The organism is Bacillus sp. FSL P4-0290 (genome assembly GCF_037975435.1).
GTDB classification, from domain to species: Bacteria; Bacillota; Bacilli; order Bacillales; family Bacillaceae; genus Bacillus; species Bacillus subtilis.
The window spans coordinates 3,941,479-3,964,218 of sequence record NZ_CP150253.1 but is presented as its reverse complement, the minus strand read 5'-3'; the positions used below and the strand labels follow the sequence as shown (position 1 = coordinate 3,964,218).

At 46.7% G+C, this 22,740-nt stretch carries 25 protein-coding genes and 1 pseudogene; 16 read left to right on the top strand and 10 right to left on the bottom strand.

Annotated elements, in window-relative coordinates; all coding sequences use genetic code 11:
* Positions 1 to 84 precede the first annotated feature (84 nt).
* Positions 85 to 915, top strand: coding sequence for an NAD(P)H-hydrate dehydratase (locus tag MKY10_RS20750; protein WP_029726189.1), 831 nt, complete (start codon positions 85 to 87; stop codon positions 913 to 915).
* A gap of 14 nt (positions 916 to 929) precedes the next feature.
* Here the strand turns inward: MKY10_RS20750 and MKY10_RS20745 are convergent, their stop codons facing one another.
* Positions 930 to 2,303 (bottom strand): cytosine permease, encoded by a 1,374-nt coding sequence (locus MKY10_RS20745; RefSeq protein ID WP_029726190.1) that lies wholly within the window; start codon positions 2,301 to 2,303, stop codon positions 930 to 932.
* 211 nt (positions 2,304 to 2,514) lie between these two features.
* On the opposite strand from MKY10_RS20745, the gene sigY reads away from it, so the two are divergent.
* Genes sigY through MKY10_RS20715 form a run of 6 tightly spaced genes read left to right on the top strand, consistent with a single transcriptional unit; the run spans position 2,515 to position 5,419 of the window.
* Positions 2,515 to 3,051: an RNA polymerase sigma factor SigY gene (gene sigY, locus MKY10_RS20740; protein ID WP_015250905.1), complete on the top strand. Its 537-nt coding sequence runs from the start codon at positions 2,515 to 2,517 to the stop codon at positions 3,049 to 3,051.
* Complete coding sequence (locus tag MKY10_RS20735) at positions 3,044 to 3,364, top strand: YxlC family protein (RefSeq protein ID WP_003227289.1); 321 nt, start codon at positions 3,044 to 3,046, stop codon at positions 3,362 to 3,364. Before sigY ends, MKY10_RS20735 begins: the two co-directional genes overlap by 8 nt.
* A complete protein-coding gene (gene yxlD / locus MKY10_RS20730) occupies positions 3,361 to 3,567 on the top strand; it encodes a sigma Y negative regulator YxlD (protein WP_003227291.1) in 207 nt (68 codons plus the stop codon). The genes MKY10_RS20735 and yxlD overlap by 4 nt, the downstream gene beginning before the upstream one ends.
* Positions 3,564 to 3,752: a sigma Y negative regulator YxlE gene (gene yxlE, locus MKY10_RS20725; protein WP_003227293.1), complete on the top strand. Its 189-nt coding sequence runs from the start codon at positions 3,564 to 3,566 to the stop codon at positions 3,750 to 3,752. The genes yxlD and yxlE overlap by 4 nt, the downstream gene beginning before the upstream one ends.
* Positions 3,753 to 3,758: 6 nt before the next feature.
* Positions 3,759 to 4,646: an ABC transporter ATP-binding protein gene (locus MKY10_RS20720; RefSeq protein ID WP_015250906.1), complete on the top strand. Its 888-nt coding sequence runs from the start codon at positions 3,759 to 3,761 to the stop codon at positions 4,644 to 4,646.
* On the top strand, positions 4,643 to 5,419 hold the full coding sequence (locus tag MKY10_RS20715) for an ABC transporter permease subunit (RefSeq protein ID WP_339225989.1): 777 nt from the start codon (positions 4,643 to 4,645) through the stop codon (positions 5,417 to 5,419). Before MKY10_RS20720 ends, MKY10_RS20715 begins: the two co-directional genes overlap by 4 nt.
* On the opposite strand, the pseudogene MKY10_RS20710 reads toward MKY10_RS20715, so the two are convergent.
* Positions 5,416 to 6,619: pseudogene (locus MKY10_RS20710) on the bottom strand (MFS transporter). The gene MKY10_RS20715 and the pseudogene MKY10_RS20710 overlap by 4 nt on opposite strands.
* Positions 6,620 to 6,722: 103 nt before the next feature.
* Complete coding sequence (gene katX, locus MKY10_RS20705; RefSeq protein ID WP_015250908.1) at positions 6,723 to 8,366, bottom strand: catalase KatX; 1,644 nt, start codon at positions 8,364 to 8,366, stop codon at positions 6,723 to 6,725.
* A gap of 128 nt (positions 8,367 to 8,494) precedes the next feature.
* On the opposite strand from katX, the gene MKY10_RS20700 reads away from it, so the two are divergent.
* From MKY10_RS20700 to licH, 7 genes are all read left to right on the top strand, one after another.
* Positions 8,495 to 9,085: a DNA-3-methyladenine glycosylase gene (locus MKY10_RS20700; RefSeq protein ID WP_003227303.1), complete on the top strand. Its 591-nt coding sequence runs from the start codon at positions 8,495 to 8,497 to the stop codon at positions 9,083 to 9,085.
* Between the two features lie 28 nt (positions 9,086 to 9,113).
* The gene (locus tag MKY10_RS20695; RefSeq protein ID WP_009968374.1) at positions 9,114 to 9,272 is read left to right on the top strand and encodes a hypothetical protein; all 159 of its coding nucleotides are present in this window, start codon (positions 9,114 to 9,116) and stop codon (positions 9,270 to 9,272) included.
* Between the two features lie 162 nt (positions 9,273 to 9,434).
* A complete protein-coding gene (gene licR / locus MKY10_RS20690; protein WP_015250909.1) occupies positions 9,435 to 11,360 on the top strand; it encodes a transcriptional regulator LicR in 1,926 nt (641 codons plus the stop codon).
* 128 nt (positions 11,361 to 11,488) lie between these two features.
* Positions 11,489 to 11,797 (top strand): PTS lichenan transporter subunit IIB, encoded by a 309-nt coding sequence (licB, locus tag MKY10_RS20685; protein WP_339225988.1) that lies wholly within the window; start codon positions 11,489 to 11,491, stop codon positions 11,795 to 11,797.
* 15 nt (positions 11,798 to 11,812) lie between these two features.
* A complete protein-coding gene (licC, locus tag MKY10_RS20680) occupies positions 11,813 to 13,171 on the top strand; it encodes a PTS lichenan transporter subunit IIC (protein WP_015250911.1) in 1,359 nt (452 codons plus the stop codon).
* A gap of 18 nt (positions 13,172 to 13,189) precedes the next feature.
* The gene (gene licA, locus MKY10_RS20675; RefSeq protein WP_003227313.1) at positions 13,190 to 13,522 is read left to right on the top strand and encodes a PTS lichenan transporter subunit IIA; all 333 of its coding nucleotides are present in this window, start codon (positions 13,190 to 13,192) and stop codon (positions 13,520 to 13,522) included.
* The gene (gene licH / locus MKY10_RS20670) at positions 13,519 to 14,847 is read left to right on the top strand and encodes a 6-phospho-beta-glucosidase LicH (RefSeq protein ID WP_003244285.1); all 1,329 of its coding nucleotides are present in this window, start codon (positions 13,519 to 13,521) and stop codon (positions 14,845 to 14,847) included. The genes licA and licH overlap by 4 nt, the downstream gene beginning before the upstream one ends.
* 33 nt (positions 14,848 to 14,880) lie before the next feature.
* Here the strand turns inward: licH and MKY10_RS20665 are convergent, their stop codons facing one another.
* The 7 genes from MKY10_RS20665 to MKY10_RS20635 form a co-directional block, all read right to left on the bottom strand.
* Positions 14,881 to 15,972 carry a branched-chain amino acid aminotransferase gene (locus MKY10_RS20665; RefSeq protein WP_003244231.1) on the bottom strand — a complete coding sequence of 364 codons (1,092 nt, stop codon included), beginning with the start codon at positions 15,970 to 15,972 and terminating at the stop codon, positions 14,881 to 14,883.
* Positions 15,973 to 16,112: 140 nt separating this feature from the next.
* Positions 16,113 to 16,871 (bottom strand): SDR family oxidoreductase, encoded by a 759-nt coding sequence (locus MKY10_RS20660; RefSeq protein ID WP_003242574.1) that lies wholly within the window; start codon positions 16,869 to 16,871, stop codon positions 16,113 to 16,115.
* A 90-nt stretch (positions 16,872 to 16,961) separates the two neighbouring features.
* Complete coding sequence (gene dltD, locus MKY10_RS20655) at positions 16,962 to 18,140, bottom strand: D-alanyl-lipoteichoic acid biosynthesis protein DltD (protein WP_003227323.1); 1,179 nt, start codon at positions 18,138 to 18,140, stop codon at positions 16,962 to 16,964.
* Positions 18,140 to 18,376, bottom strand: coding sequence for a D-alanine--poly(phosphoribitol) ligase subunit DltC (gene dltC / locus MKY10_RS20650; protein ID WP_003227325.1), 237 nt, complete (start codon positions 18,374 to 18,376; stop codon positions 18,140 to 18,142). The genes dltD and dltC overlap by 1 nt, the downstream gene beginning before the upstream one ends.
* Before the next feature lie 16 nt (positions 18,377 to 18,392).
* Positions 18,393 to 19,580 (bottom strand): D-alanyl-lipoteichoic acid biosynthesis protein DltB, encoded by a 1,188-nt coding sequence (gene dltB, locus MKY10_RS20645; protein WP_003227327.1) that lies wholly within the window; start codon positions 19,578 to 19,580, stop codon positions 18,393 to 18,395.
* Entirely contained in the window at positions 19,577 to 21,088 is a 1,512-nt protein-coding gene (dltA, locus tag MKY10_RS20640) for a D-alanine--poly(phosphoribitol) ligase subunit DltA (protein ID WP_003242511.1), read from the bottom strand. Before dltA ends, dltB begins: the two co-directional genes overlap by 4 nt.
* A 17-nt stretch (positions 21,089 to 21,105) precedes the next feature.
* Positions 21,106 to 21,255 carry a teichoic acid D-Ala incorporation-associated protein DltX gene (locus MKY10_RS20635; RefSeq protein ID WP_003227330.1) on the bottom strand — a complete coding sequence of 50 codons (150 nt, stop codon included), beginning with the start codon at positions 21,253 to 21,255 and terminating at the stop codon, positions 21,106 to 21,108.
* A gap of 149 nt (positions 21,256 to 21,404) precedes the next feature.
* Between MKY10_RS20635 and MKY10_RS20630 the strand changes: the two genes are divergently transcribed.
* Together MKY10_RS20630 and MKY10_RS20625 are read left to right on the top strand one after the other, a co-directional pair.
* Positions 21,405 to 21,539 (top strand): hypothetical protein, encoded by a 135-nt coding sequence (locus MKY10_RS20630; protein WP_003227332.1) that lies wholly within the window; start codon positions 21,405 to 21,407, stop codon positions 21,537 to 21,539.
* Positions 21,540 to 21,701: 162 nt separating this feature from the next.
* On the top strand, positions 21,702 to 22,637 hold the full coding sequence (locus MKY10_RS20625) for a 1,4-dihydroxy-2-naphthoate polyprenyltransferase (protein ID WP_009968370.1): 936 nt from the start codon (positions 21,702 to 21,704) through the stop codon (positions 22,635 to 22,637).
* Positions 22,638 to 22,740 lie beyond the last annotated feature (103 nt).

Here is a 22,740-nt window from a genome sequence, read left to right as displayed (position 1 = left end):
AGACAGCCCTAAAAGGCTGTCTTTTTTGTTTGAAAAAGAAAAGGGACAGGAAAAATAGGAAAAGAAAGCAGAGGAGGGATAGAGATGAATGTTCCATTTTGGACGGAAGAGCATGTAAGGGCCACGCTTCCTGAAAGAGATGCGGAGAGCCATAAAGGCACGTACGGTACGGCTTTGCTGCTGGCTGGAAGTGACGACATGCCGGGAGCAGCGCTGCTTGCAGGGCTTGGGGCCATGCGGAGCGGTCTCGGCAAGCTTGTCATCGGTACATCAGAAAGCGTAATCCCGCTAATTGTTCCTGTTTTGCCCGAGGCGACCTATTGGCGTGACGGCTGGAAAAAGGCGGCGGATGCTCAGCTTGAAGAGACGTACCGGGCCATTGCCATCGGACCGGGCCTTCCGCAAACGGAAAGCGTACAGCAGGCAGTCGATCATGTGCTTACGGCTGATTGTCCTGTTATTTTGGATGCCGGAGCGCTGGCGAAGCGCACATATCCGAAACGGGAGGCCCCCGTCATCCTCACGCCGCACCCGGGCGAGTTTTCCCGAATGACAGGGGTGCCCGTGAACGAATTGCAGAAAAAAAGAGCGGAATATGCAAAGGAATGGGCGGCTCAGCTGCAGACTGTCATTGTGTTAAAAGGAAACCAAACCGTCATCGCGTTTCCTGATGGAGACTGCTGGCTCAATCCAACTGGAAACGGGGCGCTCGCCAAGGGCGGAACCGGTGACACGCTGACGGGCATGATATTGGGGATGCTCTGCTGCCATGAAGATCCAAAGCACGCCATATTAAACGCGGTCTATTTGCATGGTGCGTGCGCCGAGCTCTGGACGGACGAGCACTCCGCTCATACGTTGCTCGCTCATGAGCTATCTGACATCCTGCCCCGCGTGTGGAAACGATTTGAATGATAAAAAAGCTGTCTTCAGAGAGAAGACAGCTTTTCTTGATACCCCGCCCGTTTTTTCAGACGCGGTTTCATTAATGCATAGTAAAGCACAGAAGGCACGGCCAAGCCGATAATCCATGCGATGTCTCCGCCGCCAAACATTTTGGCAAGCGGTCCGATGTAAAAGCTTGTATTGATAAACGGAATTTCCAGCAAGATAGACAGCACGAACGCAATTGTGGTGATCCAATTGACCTTTCCATAAGGCCCGTTTACGTCGAACATGGCTTTGACTTGATACTTTCCGTGGCGGACGAAGTAGTAATCGACTAAATTGATTGCCGTCCACGGAATTAAGAAATAACTGATGAAAAAGATAAAATTCAAAAACAGCTCCATAAAATTGCTCTGTCCCAGTAGGCTTAAGACTGTGCCGACAAGCGTGACACCCAGGATCATGATGATTCTGACTTTGGGCGTGACTTTTAATTTCAGAAATGGCTCCAGCGTTGTTGTCGTGGACATGAAAGCCCCATACAGGTTAAAAACATTGATCGCCATTTGCCCAAATAACACAATGATCAGCATAATAAACGAGAAGGGACCGAACAATTGGACAATCTGGCTGCCTGAGTTTGCCGTAAAGTCAGGAAGTGAGGTTGTCAGCAATGCGCCGAGCAGCATCATCCAGATGGAGCTGACAGATGTACCTGCATAGCTGTACCAAAATGTTTTTGAAGCCGGTGTTTTAACTGGCAGATATCTTGAATAATCGGCAACATATGGCGCGTAGGCAAGCTGCCACGTCGCAACTGCGCTGACTGCCACCAAGAAAATTGGCAGATCAATCGCTCCGGGAATCCAGCTGCCTGCCGGAATCGGCAATTGAAAAATGAGAATCGTTGCAGCAAAAAATACAGCAAAAGAGGTCCAAGAAAGGATTTTTTGCATTTTGTGAATCAAATCATGGCCGAAAATGGTGAGTAAAAAACATAAGGCGCTTAAGCCTATAATGCTCCATGATCCCGGGATGGGAACAAAGCTGCTTAAGGTTCCGGCCGCCAGAATCGTGCTGCTTGCGAAGAAACCAAGGTAGATAAACATGACTAAGAAGAGGGGAAGAATCGCTCCGATTACGCCGAATTGGGCACGGCTTTGAATCATTTGCGGGATGCCTAGCTGAGGGCCTTGCGCGGAATGAGACGCCATAAATATGGCACCGATTAAGGTTCCGCAAATAATAGCGGCAACACTCCAAAACAGATTAAGTCCCATTGCAACGGGAATCGTGCCGGTCACTAACGTGGTGATATGCATATTAGCCCCGAACCATACGGGAAATAAATCTTTCGCTTTACCATGTCTTTCTTCATTCGGAATATATTCAATCGTTCGCCTTTCTACTTTCAATGCATCGTCCTCCATATTGGATGTTTTTTTGAAATCGACATAAAGTCATAGCTTAACAGACTATAAGGGGGTTTACAAATAAGGATATGCAGCCAAACGGCCGGGAAGCCTGATCTGTCAATGGCTGAAAAGAATTGTAAAAAAGATGAACGCTTTTGAATCCGGTGTCGTCTCATAAGGCAGAAAAACAAAAAAGGGGGGATCACGGTCATTGGATACACATGAAGAACAGCGGCTGATCCAGCAGGCGAAAGAGGGAAACGACGAGGCGTTTACAGCCCTTTTCCACTATCACTATTCTTTCTTATATAAATACTTGTTAAAGCTTTCCCTTCACCCCGATCTCAGCGAGGAACTTGTTCAGGAAACCTTTCTGAAAGGGTACATCCATTTAAGAAGCTTTCAGGGCCGTTCAAAATTCTCCACATGGCTGATCTCCATTGCATCGCGGCTCTATCTCGATCACCAGAAAAAGAGAAAGAGAGAATGGAAACGGAATCAGACAGTTACGGAGGAAACAATCCGCAAGATCAAGTGGGACGTGTCGGCGAAAGGGGCAGAGTGGAGCGAAACGCTCGATCTGTTTTCAAAGCTGGACCCTAAACTGCGCACACCGGTTTTATTAAGGCATTACTACGGCTATACCTACGCTGAAATCGGGGTGATGCTTCAAATCAAAGAAGGCACTGTAAAGTCCAGAGTTCATAAAGGGCTCCAGCAAATCAGAAAGGAGTGGGATGATGAATAAAGAAAAGCTTTCTGATCATTTAAAGTCAGAATGGAAAAAAATTGATCAAACAGCCAATCCCTCTATACCGAATCAAAAAGAACTGCTTCACCAGCTGTCACAAATGAAAGCTGAATACAGAAAAAAACTTCTTCAAGAGATCATTTTATTTGTATTCTGCGCGCTGATGGTTGTGAGTGCTGCAATCTTAGCTTTCACTCAAGCTCCTGCTGTGTTTATTGTGCTTCAGGTTTGTGTGCTTGCGGTGCTGCCGATTTTGATTGCGGCTGAGAAAAAAAGGCATCTCGGCGAATGCGAGGTGAAACGCGGATGACACAAACAGAAATTATCATAACGGTTGCGGCTTGTCTCATCGTATTGGCGCAGGGAATCTTTTTATTTATTGATGCGAAAAAACGTAATCGCATGGCATGGGTTTGGGGGATTGTCGGATTGATTCAAGCACCGATGCCTCTGATTTGTTATTACTTTTTTGTCATTAGGCCGGATCGGAAGAAAAGGGGGATCAAGCAATGAATATTTCTTGGGAAATGATTTTGCCGCTGATTGTATTACAGCTGGCTTTGGCGGTGTTTGCCCTTATCAGCTGTATAAAAGAAGAGCGGACAAACGGGCCAAAGTGGATGTGGGCTGCAATCATTGTATGTATCAATATTATTGGGCCGATTTTGTTTTTTACCGTCGGCAGAAAGCAAAGGTAAGCCGATATGCTGTCTATTGAATCATTATGCAAATCGTACAGGCATCATGAAGCTGTAAAGAATGTCAGTTTTCACGTGAATGAAAATGAGTGTGTCGCACTATTAGGACCTAATGGAGCCGGCAAAACCACGACTCTGCAAATGCTGGCCGGACTGCTTTCGCCAACCTCCGGAAACATTAAGCTGTTAGGAGAAAAAAAGCCGGATCGGCGTTTGATTGGGTACCTCCCGCAGTATCCAGCTTTTTATTCCTGGATGACCGCAAATGAATTTTTGACATTTGCGGGGAGACTGTCCGGCCTTTCGAAGAGAAAATGCCAAGAGGAAATCGGCGAGATGCTGGAATTTGTGGGTTTGCATGAAGCGGAGCACAAAAGGATCGGGGGCTATTCAGGAGGCATGAAACAAAGACTCGGTCTGGCACAGGCACTGCTCCATAAACCGCAGTTTTTGATATTGGATGAACCGGTGTCTGCTCTTGATCCGACAGGGCGGTTCGAGGTGCTGGACATAATGCGGGAGCTGAAAAAGCATATGGCCGTTCTGTTTTCTACACATGTTTTGCACGATGCAGAGCAGGTGTGTGATCAAGTGGTGATTATGAAAAACGGTGAAATTTCATGGAAAGGCGAGTTACAGGAGCTGAAACAACAGCAGCAAACGAACGTTTTTACCCTTTCAGTGAAAGAGAAGCTGGAAGGTTGGCTTGAAGAGAAGCCTTACGTCTCAGCTATTGTCTATAAGAATCCGTCCCAAGCGGTTTTCGAGCTGCCTGATATACACGCTGGCCGGTCATTATTAAGTGACTGTATCCGAAAGGGATTGACCGTCACCCGCTTTGAACAGAAAACGGAGTCTCTAGAAGACGTCTATCTAAAGGTGGTGCACGCATGAAGGTGATGATGGCGCTATTGCAGAAGGAGTGGCTGGAAGGATGGAAAAGCGGCAAGCTGATTTGGCTGCCGATTGCGATGATGATCGTCGGGCTGACACAGCCGCTGACCATTTATTATATGCCGGAAATCATCGCACATGGAGGGAACCTTCCTGACGGCATGAAAATCAGTTTTACGATGCCCTCCGGGTCTGAAGTGATGGTCAGCACGCTTTCTCAATTCAACACGCTTGGCATGGCTTTGGTCATCTTTAGCGTGATGGGCAGTGTAGCCAATGAAAGAAATCAAGGGGTAACAGCGCTGATTATGTCGCGGCCTGTGACGGCAGCCTATTATATCGTGAGTAAATGGCTCATCCAAAGCGTGATCGGCATTATGTCGTTTGCAGCTGGATACGGGCTTGCTTACTATTACGTCCGGCTGCTGTTTGAGGACGCATCATTCAGCCGCTTTGCCGCAAGCCTTGGCCTTTACGCGCTTTGGGTGATATTTATTGTGACCGCCGGCCTTGCCGGAAGTACGATATTCCGGTCTGTCGGAGCAGCTGCGGCTTGCGGGATCGGGCTCACAGCAGCCGTTTCCTTTGCTGTTTCATTATTTCCAGATGGTGCGAAGTGGCTTCCGGCTGAGATTTGCAAGCAGGCGGAGCATATCCTTCTTCATGGAGAGCGGGCAGATTTTTTCGGATGGTCACTCACTTTCTCCATTCTGTGCATCATGCTTCTGGCCGTGTTTTCTGTGTGGCGCTTCCGGCGGTATGAAAGCTATTAATTGATCATGTTACGTTTTTGCGCGAGCATCACAAAAAAGGCGGCAAATGCCAGAGACCCGGCTCCATAAAAAACTCCCGCAAGCCCGACAAGCTGTGCGATTTTTCCGGCAAGAAGGGGCCCGAGGAAGATGCCTAGCGCATAAAATGATTGATAAAACCCCATCACTGACATTTTTAAACGGGCAGAACTGATTTCGACGACATGGCTTAGCAGCAGAGGAAAAACGAAGCCGAGCGCCAGTCCGATACAGGCGTGTGTGATGCAAACCGTGAACAATGCAGCTGAAAAAGGAACGTATAGCAAACAGACCCCGGTGACAGCGAAACTAATGAGCATCACGAAGTAAGCGATACGGCTTGTAAAGCGCAGAAACACAAAGCTTAATGTGGCGGCTGCGTGTGGGAGGAAAAAGGCGCTCATCACCCAAAGAAGCTCCGCGTCGCCCATTCCGAGCTGATTCATGTAAAGCGGCGTAAAACCAAACACTGTGATAAATAATACGGCATGGGCCGTCATAGACAGGATGGTGAAAAGCTTCAGCTTTGGCAGCCGCAATGTATCTTTGATGTACTGATTGACACGAATGGTGCCACGGTTTGCGGGAGGAGCAGACGGATCCTGAATAAAGCAGCAGATCACCAGACCTGCGGCAGAAGCTGCCAGCGCCATCCAAAAAGGAACCTGCCTCCCTAAATGGGCTGCGGCGAGCCCGCAGAACACAATGCTGGCAAACTGAGGCATGACGGTAAAAAACTGCATGATGCCCATTGCTTTTGATGCATTGCCATTGTTGAAATAATGTGCGTATAAAATGGTCGCCATCACCCACGTAGAAGCAGTGATTCCCGCGAAAAGCCGGGCGGCCAGCACGAAGAAGAAAGAATCAAACATCAGAAAAAGCAGGCTGCTGAGGACGGAAAAGGCCGAACCCGGCAATTAACAATTGCTTGCGCAAGGAAAACAGGATGTCTGACAAAAGGCCGAGCGGGAATCGCAGAAGGATTTGCGTGACCCCGTAGCTGCCGAGAATGATGCCGATTGCGCCATATGAAAAGTGCAGATCCTCCAAATACAGACTGAATACAGGAACGTAAATATAGCCTGAAAACCAGAAACAAAATACCATGCATAAAAAAACGGCGTGATCTAAGGCGCCGATTGTTTTTTTCTGAGGAATCAAGTCCTGCTGTAATTCCATCGTATCTCTCCACCCCTTTCCTTCCAGTACAACACAATTGTTGAAAACGTTTCAATAGAAAAATAAAAAAACAGGGCTTCAAAAAAAGCCCTGTTCGCTTTTGTTAATACGGATCAGATGGATGGCTCTCCTGTTCAGCCTGCTTTGCAGCCTGTTCCGTTTCAGTTGTGCCGATCGGCCCGTTGCTGTTGTTTTCGGAAACCTTTTTTAGCCCTTCTGCTACACGTTTTCCGTAGTCAGGATCAGCTTTTGTGAAATTCTCAATCATTTGATCCTGAATTTCTTTTCGGCACGTAGAAAGCGTATTCACCAAATTCGTAATCAATTCGTTCCGCTCAAATTCAGTAAATCTCCGGTACGTTTCTCCAGCCTGTCCGAAGTTGTTTGTTCTGTCAATCGCTTCACGCTTTACATCACCTTCGACATGCGGCGTATGGTCTTTTCCGTCCTGCTTCGCTTCCTTCAGCCCGCCCATAATGGATGGCTCATAGTTGACGTGCGGGTTTTGTCCTTCTGCTCTATCGACCCGATATTGCATCTGCCCGCCTTCCTGGTTGGTGGCGACATGCTTTTTCGGCGAGTTGATCGGAAGCTGCAGGTAATTTGCGCCTACACGGTAGCGCTGCGTATCAGAGTAGGCAAACGTACGCCCCTGGAGCAATTTGTCGTCTGAAAAATCAAGCCCGTCGACAAGCACCCCCGTTCCAAATGAAGCTTGCTCCACTTCCGCATGGTAGTTTTCCGGATTTTTGTTCAGAACCAATTTGCCGATCGGTTTCCATGGAAAATCGTCTTTATACCACAGTTTTGTCGGATCAAGAGGATCAAAGTCCAGTTCAGGATGCTCATCATCGCTCATGATTTGTGCATACACTTCCCACTCTGGATAATCGCCATTTTCAATCGCGTCATATAAATCCTGTGTGGCATGGTTAAAGTTTTTCCCTTGAATCTCTTCTGCTTCCTTCTGTGTCAGGTTGCGGATGCCCTGCTTCGGTTCAAAATGGTATTTCACGAGAACGGCCTTGCCCTCCTCATTCACCCATTTATAGGCATGTACGCCTGAACCCTGCATTTGCCGGTAGTTGGCCGGAATGCCCCAAGGCGAAAACAAGAAGGTGATCATGTGTGTCGCTTCAGGAGATTGAGAAATGAAATCGAAGATACGTTCACCATCCTGGATGTTTGTCACTGGATCAGGCTGAAATGCGTGTACAAGATCCGGAAATTTCAGCGGGTCGCGGATAAAAAAGATTTTTAGGTTGTTCCCGACCAAATCCCAGTTTCCGTCTTCTGTATATAGCTTTACAGCAAAACCGCGCGGGTCTCTCAATGTTTCAGGCGAGTGTTTTCCATGATTCACAGTTGAAAAACGGACAAATGCCGGTGTTTTCTTGCCTTTTTCCTGAAAGAGCTTGGCCCGTGTGTATGTTGAAATCGGTTCGTCTCCGAAGCTTCCGTACGCTTCAAAATACCCGTGTGCACCTGCTCCCCTGGCATGAACAACCCGCTCAGGGATGCGTTCCCGGTCGAAGTGGCTGATCTTTTCGAGAAAATCATAGTTCTCAAGTGTTGTAGGCCCTCTATTCCCGACGGTTCTCACATTCTGGTTGTCAGTAACAGGATGCCCCTGCCTATTCGTTAAGGTATCCTCTGACTCGTTTTTCCCGGATGTCTTATGGGAAAGCGCTTCCTCGCTTCCTTGGGCATTTGTTTGGTGCTGCTTGTTTTGATGATCATCTTTCAATGGTTGGCCCTCCTTTTTTGAACGGTAACAATATTCCCTGAATGGAAAGATTTTAAAACAGCCGTTTTTTTTGATCTGCTTCGGGAATGGTACAATGTACAAAAATCGGTAAAAGGAGAGGTCGATTCGTGACGAGAGAAAAAAATCCGCTGCCCATCACGTTTTATCAAAAAACCGCTCTTGAGCTTGCCCCATCGCTTCTGGGCTGCCTTCTTGTAAAAGAAACAGACGAAGGCACAGCGTCAGGCTATATTGTGGAAACAGAGGCCTATATGGGGGCTGGAGACAGAGCGGCCCACAGCTTTAACAACCGCCGGACGAAGCGGACTGAGATCATGTTTGCAGAAGCTGGGCGGGTATATACATACGTGATGCACACCCATACATTGCTGAATGTCGTTGCCGCGGAAGAGGATGTCCCGCAAGCGGTATTAATCAGGGCGATTGAGCCGCATGAAGGCCAGCTGTTAATGGAGGAGAGAAGGCCGGGCAGGAGTCCGAGGGAATGGACAAACGGACCAGGAAAGCTGACGAAAGCGCTTGGCGTCACGATGAATGACTACGGACGCTGGATCACGGAACAGCCGCTTTACATCGAAAGCGGGTACACACCGGAAGCAATTTCAACCGGCCCGCGCATCGGCATTGACAACAGCGGGGAGGCACGCGATTATCCATGGCGTTTCTGGGTGACGGGAAACAGGTACGTGTCGCGTTAGCATGTTTAAGGAAGAGGCAATCAGGGGAATGGTTGAGAAAAAAGAAGGGAGAATCGGAGCTTTGAAAAAGATGATCAAAACCGTTATCAAATGGGCGCCGGTCATTTACCCGATTGTTCGAAAAATCATGAAGGACCGCAAGGCGTCTAAACAAAAGAATATGTCCGCATCTAGAACAGCCGGCTGATCCCGGCTGTTTTTTTATAGGTCAGTTTTCCCTCTAGTCCTCCGGATGTTCATTGACTTGCCATTCTCTCCATTATAGAATTTATATACATTTCGCATCCCTTCATCATCCTTTCTGCCTATTCACTGAATCCCTGCATCTACTAGATAGGAGGTTTTTCTCATGCTTCATGGGCGACTTCGTGATATTCTGTGCTTGCTGATGGCGGCTGAAGCCCCGGTGACAAGTTCGTTTTTTGCCGCGCAATTAAACGTAACGACGCGGACAGTCCGCAATGATATAAAGGAACTGCAAGGTGTGCTAAGCGGCCACGGTGCCTTTGTACAATCTGTAAGAGGCTCCGGCTACAAGCTCCGCATTGATGACGAGCAAGTATTCAGAACACTGCTGCAAGATGTATTTCAGCAAAAAAAGGGCCTGCCGGTATTGCCGGAGGAGAGAATGGCCTATCTTATGAAACGTCTGCTGCTGGCGGACCATTATCTCAAGCTCGATGAACTTGCTGAAGAACTATTTATCTCAAAATCTACACTCCAAACGGATTTAAAGGAAGTCAAGAAACGTCTGCTGCCTTACCGCATCGTCATGGAAACACGTCCGAATTACGGCTTCAAGCTGCGCGGGGACGAGGTGCAGATGAGGTACTGCATGGCGGAGTACATTGTTGATGAAAGAGAAACGGAGATAGATGTTTTAAATGAAAAGGCTGATATTTTGCCAAAAGAAGAAATTGAGATCATCCGTTCCGCCATCTTGAAAAAAATGAAAAACGACCGCATCCCTCTGTCCAACATGGGACTGAATAACCTCATTATCCATATCGCTATCGCCTGTAAACGGATCAGAACGGAAAACTATGTTTCTCTTTTCCCGAAAGATATGGATCATATCCTGCATCAAAAGGAGTACCAGGCTGCAGAAGCCATCGTAAAAGAGCTGGAATCAAAGCTTGCCGTTACGTTTCCGAAAGACGAGACGGCCTACATCACCATGCATCTCCTTGGCACAAAACGAATGACACAATCACAATGCGGAGAGGACACATTTTCAATAGAAGAGGAAACCGATCAGCTGACACTTGCCATGATCAAAGCTGTTGATCGTGAACTGAAGCTTGGCATCCTGCATGACAAAGAGCTGAAAATCGGCTTGGCACTGCATATGAAGCCGGCGATCAGCCGCAACCGATACGGCATGAATCTTCGAAATCCGATGCTGGCAGCGATCAAGGAACATTATCCACTCGCTTTTGAAGCCGGGATCATTGCCGGAATCGTGATAAAGGAACAAACGGGTATTGAGATTCATGAAAACGAAATTGGATATTTGGCTCTCCACTTTGGCGCCGCGATTGAACGAAAAAAAACAGAAAGCCCGCCGAAACGCTGTATCATTGTATGCGCATCGGGAGCCGGAAGCGCCCAGCTTCTGCGCGAAAAACTGCGTTCCCATTTCGGCAAGCGGCTCGATATTCTTGGAACGGCTGAGTATTATAGTCTTGATCAAATGTCCTACGAATCAATTGATTTTGTCATCAGCACTATTCCGATTAAAAAAGAGCTCCCTGTACCAGTACTGAAGGTTAACACCATCTTAGGCGGAACTGACTTTACAAAAATAGAATCTATTCTGAGTGATGAAAAGGAAAAAGCCAATCGCTACCTAAAAAAAGAACTCGTTTTTTTTCAGGAGGATCTGCGCTCAAAAGAAGAAGTGATTCAATTTTTAGGGCAGAAAGCGGTCGAATGCGGCTTTGCCGATGAAGAAATCATAGATTCCATTTTTGAAAGAGAAGACATGTCGCCAACGTGTTTTGGCAATCTTGTTGCCATCCCGCACCCGCTTGTTCCGCAGACGAAAACAACGTTTTGGGCCATTTGTACGCTCAAAAAACCGATCGATTGGGAGAGTCAGCGAGTTCAATTTGTCTGTCTGCTTTGTGTCGAAAAGGAGAACAAAGCGGATTTGCAAAGCATGTATAAACTGCTTGGCAGCATTTTGGATGACCCGGCGGCGGTGAACCAGCTGGTCAAATGCCGTTCGTATCAAGAGCTTTCGAATGTGTTTGACCAAAAAATGCTGAGCTGACAGCCTGTATATACCTTTTTTCCGTTGCCTGCGGAAAAACCCTGAGTGTTTATGAAAGCGATTTCATAATATGATGATAGCAACAGCAGGACATTACAAAATTGATCAAACTTTAGGGGGTCTTTTACATGAATATATTACTCGTTTGTGCAGCAGGCATGTCTACTAGTTTACTGGTGAGCAAGATGGAAAAAAGTGTGCAGGAACAGGGAAAAGACTATACCATTTGGGCAGTTTCAGGCGATTCTGTACAAAATCATATCGATAAAGCGGATGTATTGCTTCTCGGTCCGCAAGTCCGTTACATGCTTCCACAGCTCAAAAAATTAGGAGAGTCAAAGGGGGTTCCGGTAGACGTCATTAATACCGTCCATTATGGCACGTGCAACGGGGCGGAAGTGCTGAAATCAGCTGAACAGCTTGGACATGTGTTATAGAGAGGGGCGGGCTATGTGAATAAAGTCAATCAGATCTTAGAAGAAAAGGTCATGCCTATAGCGGGAAGAATTGCGGGACAGCGTCATTTGCAGGCGCTGCGTGATGGTATCATCCTCACGATGCCCCTGATTATCATCGGTTCCTTTTTCCTCATCATTGGCAACCTCCCGATCCCGGGATACGCTGAGTTTATGGCAAAAACGTTTGGCAGCTCCTGGTCTGAAAAACTGGCCTACCCAGTCGACGCGACCTTTGAAATTATGGGTCTTGTCGCCGCGTTCGGCATCGCCTACCGGCTCGCCGAGAAATACGGCGTTGATGCCTTGTCGGCCGGAGCCATTTCCCTTGCGGCATTTTTATTAGCAACACCTTATCAAGTGCCGTTTATGCCGGATGGCGCGACGAAAGAAATCATGGTTGGCGGCGGGATTCCGCTTTCGCTCATGGGAAGCAAAGGCCTGTTTGTCGCCATGATTATCGCAATGGTGTCCACAGAGATTTACCGCCTCATTATCCAGCGCAATTTAGTCTTCAAAATGCCGGACGGTGTTCCGCCGGCGGTAAGCAAGTCATTTGTCGCGTTAATCCCCGGCTTTGCCGTCATCTTCCTGATTTGGGCAGCCCGGCTGATTGTTGAAGCGACACCGTTTGAAAGCCTTCATAATATTGTAAGCGTTTTATTGGGGACTCCGCTTTCCATTCTGGGAGGAAGCCTTGGAGGAAGCCTTGTCGCCGAAGCCGTCAAAATGCTTTTATGGGCCTGCGGCCTTCACGGTGCAAACATTGTTGGCGGCGTCATGGCACCGATTTGGTACGGCGCAATGGATGCCAACCGGATCGCATTCCAAGCTGGTGAGGAGCTTCCTAAGATTTTCACCCAGCAATTTTTCGATATCTGGGTCAATATTGGCGGAAGCGGCGCCACATTGGCACTGGTTGTCACGATGTTCCTGCGCGCCCGAAGCAAACAAATGAAGCAGCTCGGGAAGCTTGCGGTCGGCCCGGCCATCTTCAATATTAACGAACCGATTATATTCGGAATGCCGATCGTCATGAACCCAATGCTCTTACTTCCGTTTATCATCACGCCGCTTGTCACAGTGACACTCACGTACATCGGAATGAGCACCGGCCTTGTCGCCAAACCGGCGGGTATCGCAGTGCCGTGGACCATGCCGCCGATCTTTTCAGGCTACTTGGCGACAGGAGGAAAAGTCTCAGGCGCGGTCATGCAAGCCATTAATATTGCCGTGTCCTTTGTTGTCTACTATCCATTCTTCAGAATGTGGGATAAGCAGAAGCTGAAAGAAGAAAACGATCTGGAGCTGGTCCAAACGCCTGCAGCATCAGATGACAAAGAAGCGGCTCTGTAGAGAAAGGAAGTGAATCGCGTGAATGAGGAAATGGAACAAATCATTTTTCAAATCATCCTTCACGGAGGAAACGGTAGGAGCTCCGCAATGGAGGCCATTGCCGCTGCGAAAAGCGGTGACGCAGAAGAAGCGCGGAAAAAGCTTCAAGACGCTGCTGAAGAATTGTCAAAAGCCCATCATTATCAGACAGAGCTGATCCAAAATGAAGCGGGCGGAGAAAAGACGGAAATGACGCTTCTGATGGTTCATGCACAGGATCATTTAATGAATGCAATGACAGTGAAGGATATGGCTGCAGAGATCATTGAGTTATATGAAAAAATCACCGAGCAAAGGGGAGCAAGCATATGACAAAAGGATTGAAGATTGTAACGATTGGCGGAGGTTCAAGCTATACGCCCGAGCTAGTGGAGGGGTTCATTAAACGGTATGATGAGCTGCCTGTCCGTGAATTATGGCTTGTCGATATCCCCGAGGGCGAAGAAAAGCTGAATATTGTCGGCACACTCGCCAAACGGATGGTTGAAAAAGCTGGCGTCCCGATTGACATTCATCTTACGCTCGACCGGAGAAAGGCGCTGAAAGACGCAGACTTTGTCACGACCCAATTCCGCGTCGGACTTTTGCAGGCAAGAGCAAAGGATGAGCGCATTCCGCTAAAATACGGAGTGATAGGCCAGGAAACAAACGGCCCGGGAGGTCTGTTTAAAGGATTGCGCACAATTCCGGTCATCCTTGAGATCGCAAAGGACATAGAAGAGCTTTGCCCGAACGCTTGGCTTGTTAACTTCACAAACCCTGCCGGCATGGTAACAGAAGCCTTGCTTCGCTACTCCAACCTGAAGAAAGTCGTCGGTCTTTGCAATGTTCCAATCGGCATCAAAATGGGCGTAGCCAAAGCGCTTGATGTAGATGTGGACCGCGTAGAAGTCCAATTTGCCGGACTGAACCATATGGTATTCGGGCTGGATGTTTTCTTGGACGGCGTAAGTGTGAAGGAGCAAGTCATCGAGGCGATGGGCGACCCGAAAAACGCGATGACGATGAAAAATATCTCAGGCGCCGAATGGGAACCGGATTTCTTAAAAGCGCTCAATGTCATCCCTTGCGGCTATCACCGTTACTATTTTAAAACAAAAGAGATGCTGGAGCACGAACTGGAAGCATCACAAACGGAGGGCACCCGCGCTGAAGTCGTACAGAAGGTCGAAAAAGAGCTGTTCGAGCTTTATAAAGATCCAAACCTTGCGATCAAACCGCCGCAGCTGGAAAAACGGGGCGGAGCTTACTACAGTGATGCAGCATGTAACTTAATCAGCTCCATTTATAATGATAAACATGACATTCAGCCGGTGAACACGATCAATAATGGTGCAATAGCGAGTATTCCAGACGATTCCGCAGTTGAAGTGAACTGTGTGATGACGAAAACCGGCCCTAAGCCAATTGCTGTCGGCGACTTGCCGGTGTCTGTCCGCGGCCTTGTCCAGCAAATCAAATCCTTTGAACGTGTCGCGGCAGAAGCGGCAGTTACAGGTGACTATCAAACTGCGCTCCTTGCCATGACGATTAACCCGCTTGTCCCGTCCGATACTGTGGCCAAACAGATTTTAGACGAAATGCTAGAGGCGCACAAAGCGTATCTGCCGCAGTTTTTCAACAAAATTGAAGCGTAAAAAAAGCCGGCCTGTAATGGGCCGGCTTTTTTCTTACTTGCTTTCAGTCAGCGCTGCGACTTCGGTCGTCCATCCGAATTCGTCTGCGACAGCGCCTTTTTGAATGCCTGTAATCGTGTCATATAGTTTTTTTGCGATTTCTCCTGTTTCACCGTTGTTGATCGAAAGTGTTTCATCCTGCCAGATCAGCTCGCCGACTGGGGAAATAACAGCTGCTGTACCTGTTCCGAAGGCTTCTTCCAGGATGCCGTCTTTATGGGCTTGGATGACCTCATCGATCGCAATTTTTCGTTCTGAAACTTGAAGGCCCCAATGCTTAAGCAAGGCGATGACTGAATTGCGCGTAATGCCTTCCAGGATGCTCCCGTTCAGCATCGGTGTTACGATTTCACCGTTGATTTTGAAGAAGATGTTCATGCTTCCGACTTCTTCGATGTATTTCTTCTCAATGCCGTCCAGCCAGAGTACTTGAGAAAATCCTTTCTCTTCGGCTACCTGCTGCGCTTTTAAGCTTGAAGCATAGTTTCCTGCGGTTTTGGCATTTCCTGTTCCGCCTTTTACCGCACGGACAAATTCACTTTCAACAGCGATTTTGACCGGCTTAATGCCTTCTTTGTAATAAGAGCCGACCGGAGAAAGAATGATCAAGAGCTTATACGTATGAGATGCCGCAACACCAAGGAAAGGCTCGGTAGCGATGATGAACGGACGGATGTAAAGGGACGTGCCCTCCGCATTTGGAATCCAGTCTTTATCAATTGCGACAAGCTGCTTTAAGCCTTCAAGAACCTGTTCTTCATCAATTTGCGGGATGCAGAGGCGGTCGTTTGATTGATTCAGGCGTTCCATATTTTTTTCCGGTCTGAAAAGCAGAACATGGTCATCCTCTGACACGTAAGCCTTTAACCCTTCAAACACGGTTTGGCCGTAGTGATAGACCATTGCAGCCGGATCCATTGATAAGGGTTGATAAGGAATGATTCTTGGATCGTACCAACCTTTATCTGCGGCATAGTCCATTACAAACATGTGGTCTGTAAACACTCTTCCGAACGAAAGCTGATTTGGGTCTGGTTTCGGTTTTTTTGTTGATGTCAATTCAACGCGAATTGTTTGTTTAGTCATGGTCAATCTCCCTGCTGTTAAATTGTTTATATTATCAAACTTATTTGAAAATAATTATATTCTATTGTATACCTTCAACAAATAATCGCAATAGGTTTGCTCAAATTTGTAAGAAATTCATATGAAAAAAGCAGGAGAAATTAATTCTCCTGCGTGTTCATTTGCTCGAATAACCTGTCATAATCGGCGCGAGTGGCATCCCGAAGACCTTCAACACGTTCATTTGTAATCTCCTGTTTGCCTTCCTTCAAGCCGTCCAAGAAATATTGAACATATTCTTCAGATGAAATGCCCCGGTACGTCAGGCCTTGTTTATCGCGTGATTTTTGGTTTAAGCCCGTGTCCACCATAGGCGGTGCCATTTCAATCACTTCCACGCTCGTGTCGCGGAGCTGGTGTCTGAGCGTAAGCGAGAACGAGTGAAGTGCCGCTTTTGTTGCGCAGTACACCGGATAAACAGCTAACGGGTTAAACGCAAGCCCGGATGTGACCTGAACGATTGCCGCCTCGGGCTGCTTCATCAAATGAGGTGTGAAAAGGGCGGATAAATGGACAGGCGCTTGGAAATTAAGTTCAATTTCATCACCGTCCACAAAAAGCTCCTCTGTCCCTTTTTTAAAGTCAATTTCCTTTTGAATGCCGGCGTTGTTGACGAGAACATTCAAGTTCGGATATTCCTTTAAAGCCCATTCATACAATGCTTCCCGCTGCGAACGGTCTGCAACATCACATTGCTTTGTATGGATGTTTGGGAGCTGCTGCTTCGCTTCTGCAAGACGTGCTTCGCTGCGTCCGCAAATGATAACTTCATTGCCAAGTTCCAGCAGGCGCTTGGCCAGTTCAAGCCCGATGCCAGCAGAACCCCCTGTGATTAAAACCGTATTATTTGTCATCTTCATTGGATGTAACACCTCTTAATTAAGTTGGCTGTGATTCCTTTACTATTACAAATCTTAGCAGGAAATATGCAGCCGCGTCCTATGAGATGCTCAGGATGAAGTGACTTTTCCGGTTTTATAAAATTCGTCAATTGCTTTATCGACATACACCCAGCCTTTCCAGCCGATGTGAATGGTGTCTTTCATGAAATACGGGTCATATTCATGCCCTGAGAAATCAGCAACCTGGAAGCCCTTCGCTCTGATTTGTTTATTTACCTTTTTGTAATAGTCAGTGCGTCCTTTTTTCGGGAAGCCCGTGTAATCGTACCATTTCCCGTTAACAGGAATGGTGACAAACATAGGCTCTGCGCCCGCATCCTTCAGGATATCGAGCATCATTTCAAAGTCGCCATATTCCGGTGACACCGCATACGATCTTCCTTTGTTTTTCCCTTTCAGCTTAGGCACTTTCGGCTTCAGCTTTTTATAGACAGGGTTGTCGATGTGAAAATCGTTAGAACCGGAGTGGCGTTTGCCCGATTGATCCGCTAGTTTATTCAATTCAGACCATGACTTATCCTTTACTGACTGCGAGATATAGCGCTTTGGCCCGGATGATTCTGTCGTTGAATAATACAGATCTTTCTTTTCCAGCATGCTGTAATACACTTTCGCCGCCGGCTTCAGCGCGTTCACTTTCCACGTCTGACCGTTTACCATTGCTTTGTACAGCTCAGAAAGAATGGCATCGTTTTGCACAGCCTTAAAGCGAAGCATGCGTTTCATCATTTTCTTTTTAATTTCAGGATCGATCTGATCGTTAAATGCCAAATCAAGCCCTTGCAGCGCAGAATAGTTCGGCGCGAAATGCTGTTCATCAGACCCGCGCTTAATAAACCATTGCGGAGACACGATGAATACGATTTTTTTGCCCTTCAGCTGATCCATGTGGGCAGCGAAGTTTAAAGAATGAATCAATGACTGGGATCCGCCTTTGCCGACAAGGTATGGCGTGAATCCCTCATTGTTTACCTGAAAATAATTAGATGGGTGGAACTCGTCCAGCCGAGAAAGCTCAGAAGACCCGTAAATCGGAAGATATGTCGGATCTTTGAGCATCTGATCTTGTAAATATAGCCCTTGAAACATACTCGGATTCAAGGCTGTTGCTGACTCTTTCACACGCTTATCGGTGATGAAGCCTGTCAGCCATGAAGATGGAATTGCGATGGCGCCTGCGAATAGAATAAACGCCAAAATAATTGGACCGAAAAAACGCTTTTTCATTATTTCAACTCAGACAGCTGATTTACAATGTTGTTAGGTGTATTCCAAACGTCCCGGTCAAATTCAGTGATCGGCACTAAAATATCAAAACGGTTTTCAATCGCAAGCAGCAATTCTACTGTTCCAAAAGAATCAAGCAAACCTTCTTCAAAAATTTCAATATCAGGATTTTCCTTTACGATGTCATCCTGGCAAACCTCTGCTAAAACGTCTAATACCTCTTGTTTAAAATCCATAGCTTTCTAATCTCCTTTAATGGTGGTGATGAAATGGTTTTCCTGAGAAAATATAAAACCCGAAGCAAACGAAATGGAATGTGATCACAATAGCGAGAATGGTTGTCCAGCGGTTGGACGGCAGCCATTTATATTTCTTATTCCACTTCTCGAAAAAGTTGTAACACGTCATCAGAACGGCGTGATAGAGGCCGTAAATGATATATTGCGGCGCGAGCCCGTGCCAAACCCCCATCAGCATAAACAGCAGGAAATACCCGATGTTTGAGACGGCCATACGGTTTTTGATCCACTTTTTCTTAGTCATCCAAAATACGAATCTCATAAACACATAATCTCTGAACCAAAATGACAGAGACATATGCCAGCGATTCCAGAAATCTTTAATATTTTTACTGATAAACGGTTTATTAAAGTTTTCTGGTGATTTAATGCCCATAATGTAGCTGACCCCGACGGCAAACATCGTGTAGCCGGCGAAATCAAAGAATAAATACATGCTGTAGCCGTACATGTACAGCAGGTTCCCAAGAATCTTATTGTGCGTGATTGCGGGAAGATTCATGATGAAGTACGTATTGATCGCGTAGCCGATAATAAATTTATACAGGAAACCGATGAAGATTTTATGGATTCCCGTATACAGCAGGTCGGCGTATTCTTCTTTCGTCCAAGCCTTCTGTTCATCCTTGACGAACCGGCGGTATCTGTCGATCGGGCCGGAGGAAATCGTCGGGAAAAACAGGATGAAATACAGCAGACGGTGCAATGGCAGCTGTTCTTTCAGCAGTCCGTCTCTTGCTTCCATAATCAGCTGAACGCCTTTAAAGGTTAAATATGAAATCCCTAAAAAGCTGATCAGGTTATGCGGCGGATGATGCGGCTGCGGGTGTGAAAGAAACGGCCATATTTTTGACAGAAATAAAGGCAGAATAGACGCGATAACAGCTCCGCAAAAGACAAAGCCGCTGTTCGCTTTCTGCCGGTATGCCAGATAGCCGCTGATCAGGAGCACCTGCCATATTGTAAACAGGCACAGCGCGATGACCCCGTGTAAGTCGTGCGAAAAAATTAAAGCCAATATAATGATAGATATGAACATGTTGTATGCTTGAAATCTTTTTCCGTTTAAGCCGAGAATGATCGTCGGCAGAAGAAGAATGCCAAGCAGTATAAAGAATAAAAACGAGCTGTAAGGCGTCATACAAGAACCTCTTCGCCAATGCGTTTTCGGTCAATTTTGCCGTTAGCCGTCATTTGAATGTGATCCTGATAGATAAATTTTCTCGGGATCATATATGCCGGAAGAGAAGCGGCAAGCTCTTTTTTAATAGCGCTTGTCAGCTGGAATTCCTTCTCGAACTCATGCTCCTCAGGCACAATAGCAGCGATCAGATACTCAACTGTTCCGTTTGGCTGATAAGGAATCACGACAGCAGAACGAACGTACTGTGACTGTCTGACATGGAACTCGATTTCCTCCAGCTCCATTCGATAGCCGTGAAGTTTAATCTGAAAATCCAAACGTCCTTGGCAGAAAATCTGACCGTCTTGAATAAAGCCGGCATCGCCAGTTCGGTATGCCCACTGGCCTTCATGAGAGAAAAACGCTTTTTCCGTCAGCTCTGGCTCACCAAGGTAGCCTCGGCTTACACTCGGCCCTGCAATGACGATTTCTCCTTTTTCTCCCTCAGGAAGCGGCTGTCCCTCTTCATCCATAATGAAAATGTTCATATCTGGTTTGGCGAAGCCCACTGGAAGCGATTCGCTGCGGCTGATGACGTCATTCGTAATTTCAACCGATGTGACAGCCACTGTCGCTTCAGTCGGGCCGTACGTATTAAAAATCTTCGCTTTCGGAAAACGCTCAAGCAGCGCTTTGGCCACAGAAACCGGAAGAACCTCTCCGCAAAACATAAATGTGTCCGCATGAGGCAGCAGATCCTGTGAAAAACCCGGATCCATCAGGCACATTTGCACAAAGGAAGGTGTTGATGTCCACACATTCAGCCCGGACTTCTTCAGCTCTTCAAATAAGACTTTCGGCTTATTCACAGCATCCTTTGTCACGCAATGTAAAGTCCCGCCTGATTGAAGGCACGGATATAGGTCCATGACAGACAAATCAAATGAGAACGGCGCTTGGTTTAAAAATATTTTTCCTCCGCTGACTGGAAAGTCTGCACAAATCCAGTCTGTGAAGCTTTGAAGGTTCGCAGCGGAAATCTGCACGCCTTTCGGATTTCCTGTGCTCCCGGAAGTGTAAATGATATAAAACGTTTCGTGTTCTTTGACCCATTGATCTTGGCTGACAGAGCCGCCTTCGTTTTCCAGCAGTTCTTCCGCAGAAACTGTCTGAATCTGCTGGCCGACTGCATCAATTGAGAGTCCTGCTGCATGGATCAGCAATTCTGCTCCAGAGCTTTCGATAATTTTCGCAATCCGTTCGGACGGAATAGACAGGTCAACCGGAATATAAGGATGTCCCGCTTTGACACTTCCCAAGAAGGAAACGATCATGTGCGGCTCCATGTGGCCGTACACAAGGATAGGAGATTTCTTTTCCCCAGAAATGCGTTTTTGGATCGCGGCAGCCGCGCGGTCAGACTGCTCCCATAATTCCTGATACGTGAGCGACTGGCCTTGAGAGCGGAAGGCATCGGTTTGCGGATAAGTTTCCGCATGTGTTTGAATAGCATGTAAAAGTTTCATAGTTATTCTCTCTCCAATTAGAAATCGTTATAAATATATGAACCGGTATTCGCGGTGTGAAAACCATACATAAAAAACAAAACAAGCAGTATCATCAAATAAAAGCCTGTATGACATGTCCACTTGACAGCGGGTTTTTCATACAGCTGTTTCATTAATTGCAGCATATCAAAAATTCCCTTCCCGTTTTTTCGACAATCACATGATTATTTGACGATCAGATGCTCAAAAAGTTTCATTTTTTCCCTAATCTCCCTCAAATTAATATATCGGCGTATGTTTTTGAAAATGAATCTTTATACCTGCAAGGGCAAGAATGGAATGTTTCGAGCTGATTCATAATAAAGGAAAAGATACCTGGAGTCAAAAGATCTTTTTAACTTTTAAAAAGTGTAATGTACTTAAAAAAATTTTTCTGTACCTGTTCGTTCAAGTGAAAGCAGAAACCTAATGAAATCAGGGCGAGAAGCGTATAATAAGAAAGAAAACGCCTTCTTGCGGTATCTTGTGAAATAAGGGAGAAGTCATTATGATAGATAAGGAAGCAAAAGGAGTTTTTTATTAAGCTGCCGGCTGAAAAAAAGTAAGCTTTTTAATAGAAAGGAAGAGGAAGATGAACCAAACAAATAAGGGTGAGGGTCAGACAGCGCCGCAAAAAGAAAGCATGGGGCAGATCCTTTGGCAGTTAACCCGTCCTCATACGTTAACCGCATCGTTTGTGCCTGTGCTGCTCGGAACCGTTTTGGCGATGTTTTATGTGAAGGTTGATCTGCTGCTGTTTTTGGCTATGCTGTTTTCTTGCCTATGGATCCAGATCGCGACGAACTTATTTAATGAATACTATGATTTTAAACGCGGATTAGATACAGCAGAATCAGTCGGAATCGGAGGGGCCATTGTACGCCACGGAATGAAGCCTAAAACGATTTTGCAATTAGCTCTTGCCTCATACGGGATTGCCATTTTGCTCGGTGTCTATATTTGTGCCAGCAGCAGCTGGTGGCTTGCGCTGATCGGCCTTGTCGGCATGGCGATCGGCTACCTGTATACAGGCGGGCCGCTGCCGATTGCGTACACGCCGTTCGGTGAATTATTCTCAGGCATTTGCATGGGTTCGGTGTTTGTGCTGATTTCGTTTTTCATTCAGACAGATAAGATCAATATGCAGAGCATTTTGATTTCCATCCCGATTGCGATTCTTGTCGGCGCGATTAACCTGTCGAACAACATTCGTGATATTGAAGAGGACAAAAAAGGCGGACGCAAAACATTGGCGATTTTGATGGGGCATAAGGGAGCTGTTACTCTGTTAGCTGCGTCGTTTGCCGTCGCTTATATCTGGGTTGTCGGCTTGGTTATTACCGGTGCCGCAAGCCCATGGCTGTTTGTCGTCTTTTTGAGCGTGCCTAAGCCGGTTCAGGCAGTGAAGGGCTTCGTCCAGAACGAAATGCCGATGAATATGATTGTCGCAATGAAATCAACAGCCCAAACAAATACATTTTTCGGATTCCTGCTCTCGATCGGATTATTGATCAGCTATTTCCGATAATAAAAAAGACCGCTCGTTTCGTGCGGTCTTTTTTTGTTACAATCGACCGCATTTTGTAAAAAAATTCATAGAACCTTGCAGCAGACAGGGACGTCTAGTACAT

What these genes read in the sequence shown, in the direction of transcription:
- yxlE (WP_003227293.1), top strand. Translation starts at nt 3,564, where the DNA reads ATGAATATTTCTTGGGAAATGATTTTGCCGCTGATTGTATTACAGCTG.
- MKY10_RS20715 (WP_339225989.1), top strand. Translation starts at nt 4,643, where the DNA reads ATGAAGGTGATGATGGCGCTATTGCAGAAGGAGTGGCTGGAAGGATGG.
- dltB (WP_003227327.1), bottom strand. Translation starts at nt 19,580, where the DNA reads ATGACGCCTTACAGCTCGTTTTTATTCTTTATACTGCTTGGCATTCTT.
- yxlD (WP_003227291.1), top strand. Translation starts at nt 3,361, where the DNA reads ATGACACAAACAGAAATTATCATAACGGTTGCGGCTTGTCTCATCGTA.
- MKY10_RS20630 (WP_003227332.1), top strand. Translation starts at nt 21,405, where the DNA reads ATGGAATGTTTCGAGCTGATTCATAATAAAGGAAAAGATACCTGGAGT.
- MKY10_RS20695 (WP_009968374.1), top strand. Translation starts at nt 9,114, where the DNA reads ATGGTTGAGAAAAAAGAAGGGAGAATCGGAGCTTTGAAAAAGATGATC.
- MKY10_RS20735 (WP_003227289.1), top strand. Translation starts at nt 3,044, where the DNA reads ATGAATAAAGAAAAGCTTTCTGATCATTTAAAGTCAGAATGGAAAAAA.
- dltD (WP_003227323.1), bottom strand. Translation starts at nt 18,140, where the DNA reads ATGAAAAAGCGTTTTTTCGGTCCAATTATTTTGGCGTTTATTCTATTC.
- MKY10_RS20720 (WP_015250906.1), top strand. Translation starts at nt 3,759, where the DNA reads ATGCTGTCTATTGAATCATTATGCAAATCGTACAGGCATCATGAAGCT.
- licB (WP_339225988.1), top strand. Translation starts at nt 11,489, where the DNA reads ATGAATATATTACTCGTTTGTGCAGCAGGCATGTCTACTAGTTTACTG.
- dltA (WP_003242511.1), bottom strand. Translation starts at nt 21,088, where the DNA reads ATGAAACTTTTACATGCTATTCAAACACATGCGGAAACTTATCCGCAA.
- MKY10_RS20625 (WP_009968370.1), top strand. Translation starts at nt 21,702, where the DNA reads ATGAACCAAACAAATAAGGGTGAGGGTCAGACAGCGCCGCAAAAAGAA.
- MKY10_RS20660 (WP_003242574.1), bottom strand. Translation starts at nt 16,871, where the DNA reads ATGAAGATGACAAATAATACGGTTTTAATCACAGGGGGTTCTGCTGGC.
- MKY10_RS20635 (WP_003227330.1), bottom strand. Translation starts at nt 21,255, where the DNA reads ATGCTGCAATTAATGAAACAGCTGTATGAAAAACCCGCTGTCAAGTGG.
- MKY10_RS20665 (WP_003244231.1), bottom strand. Translation starts at nt 15,972, where the DNA reads ATGACTAAACAAACAATTCGCGTTGAATTGACATCAACAAAAAAACCG.
- dltC (WP_003227325.1), bottom strand. Translation starts at nt 18,376, where the DNA reads ATGGATTTTAAACAAGAGGTATTAGACGTTTTAGCAGAGGTTTGCCAG.
- licR (WP_015250909.1), top strand. Translation starts at nt 9,435, where the DNA reads ATGCTTCATGGGCGACTTCGTGATATTCTGTGCTTGCTGATGGCGGCT.
- MKY10_RS20750 (WP_029726189.1), top strand. Translation starts at nt 85, where the DNA reads ATGAATGTTCCATTTTGGACGGAAGAGCATGTAAGGGCCACGCTTCCT.
- licH (WP_003244285.1), top strand. Translation starts at nt 13,519, where the DNA reads ATGACAAAAGGATTGAAGATTGTAACGATTGGCGGAGGTTCAAGCTAT.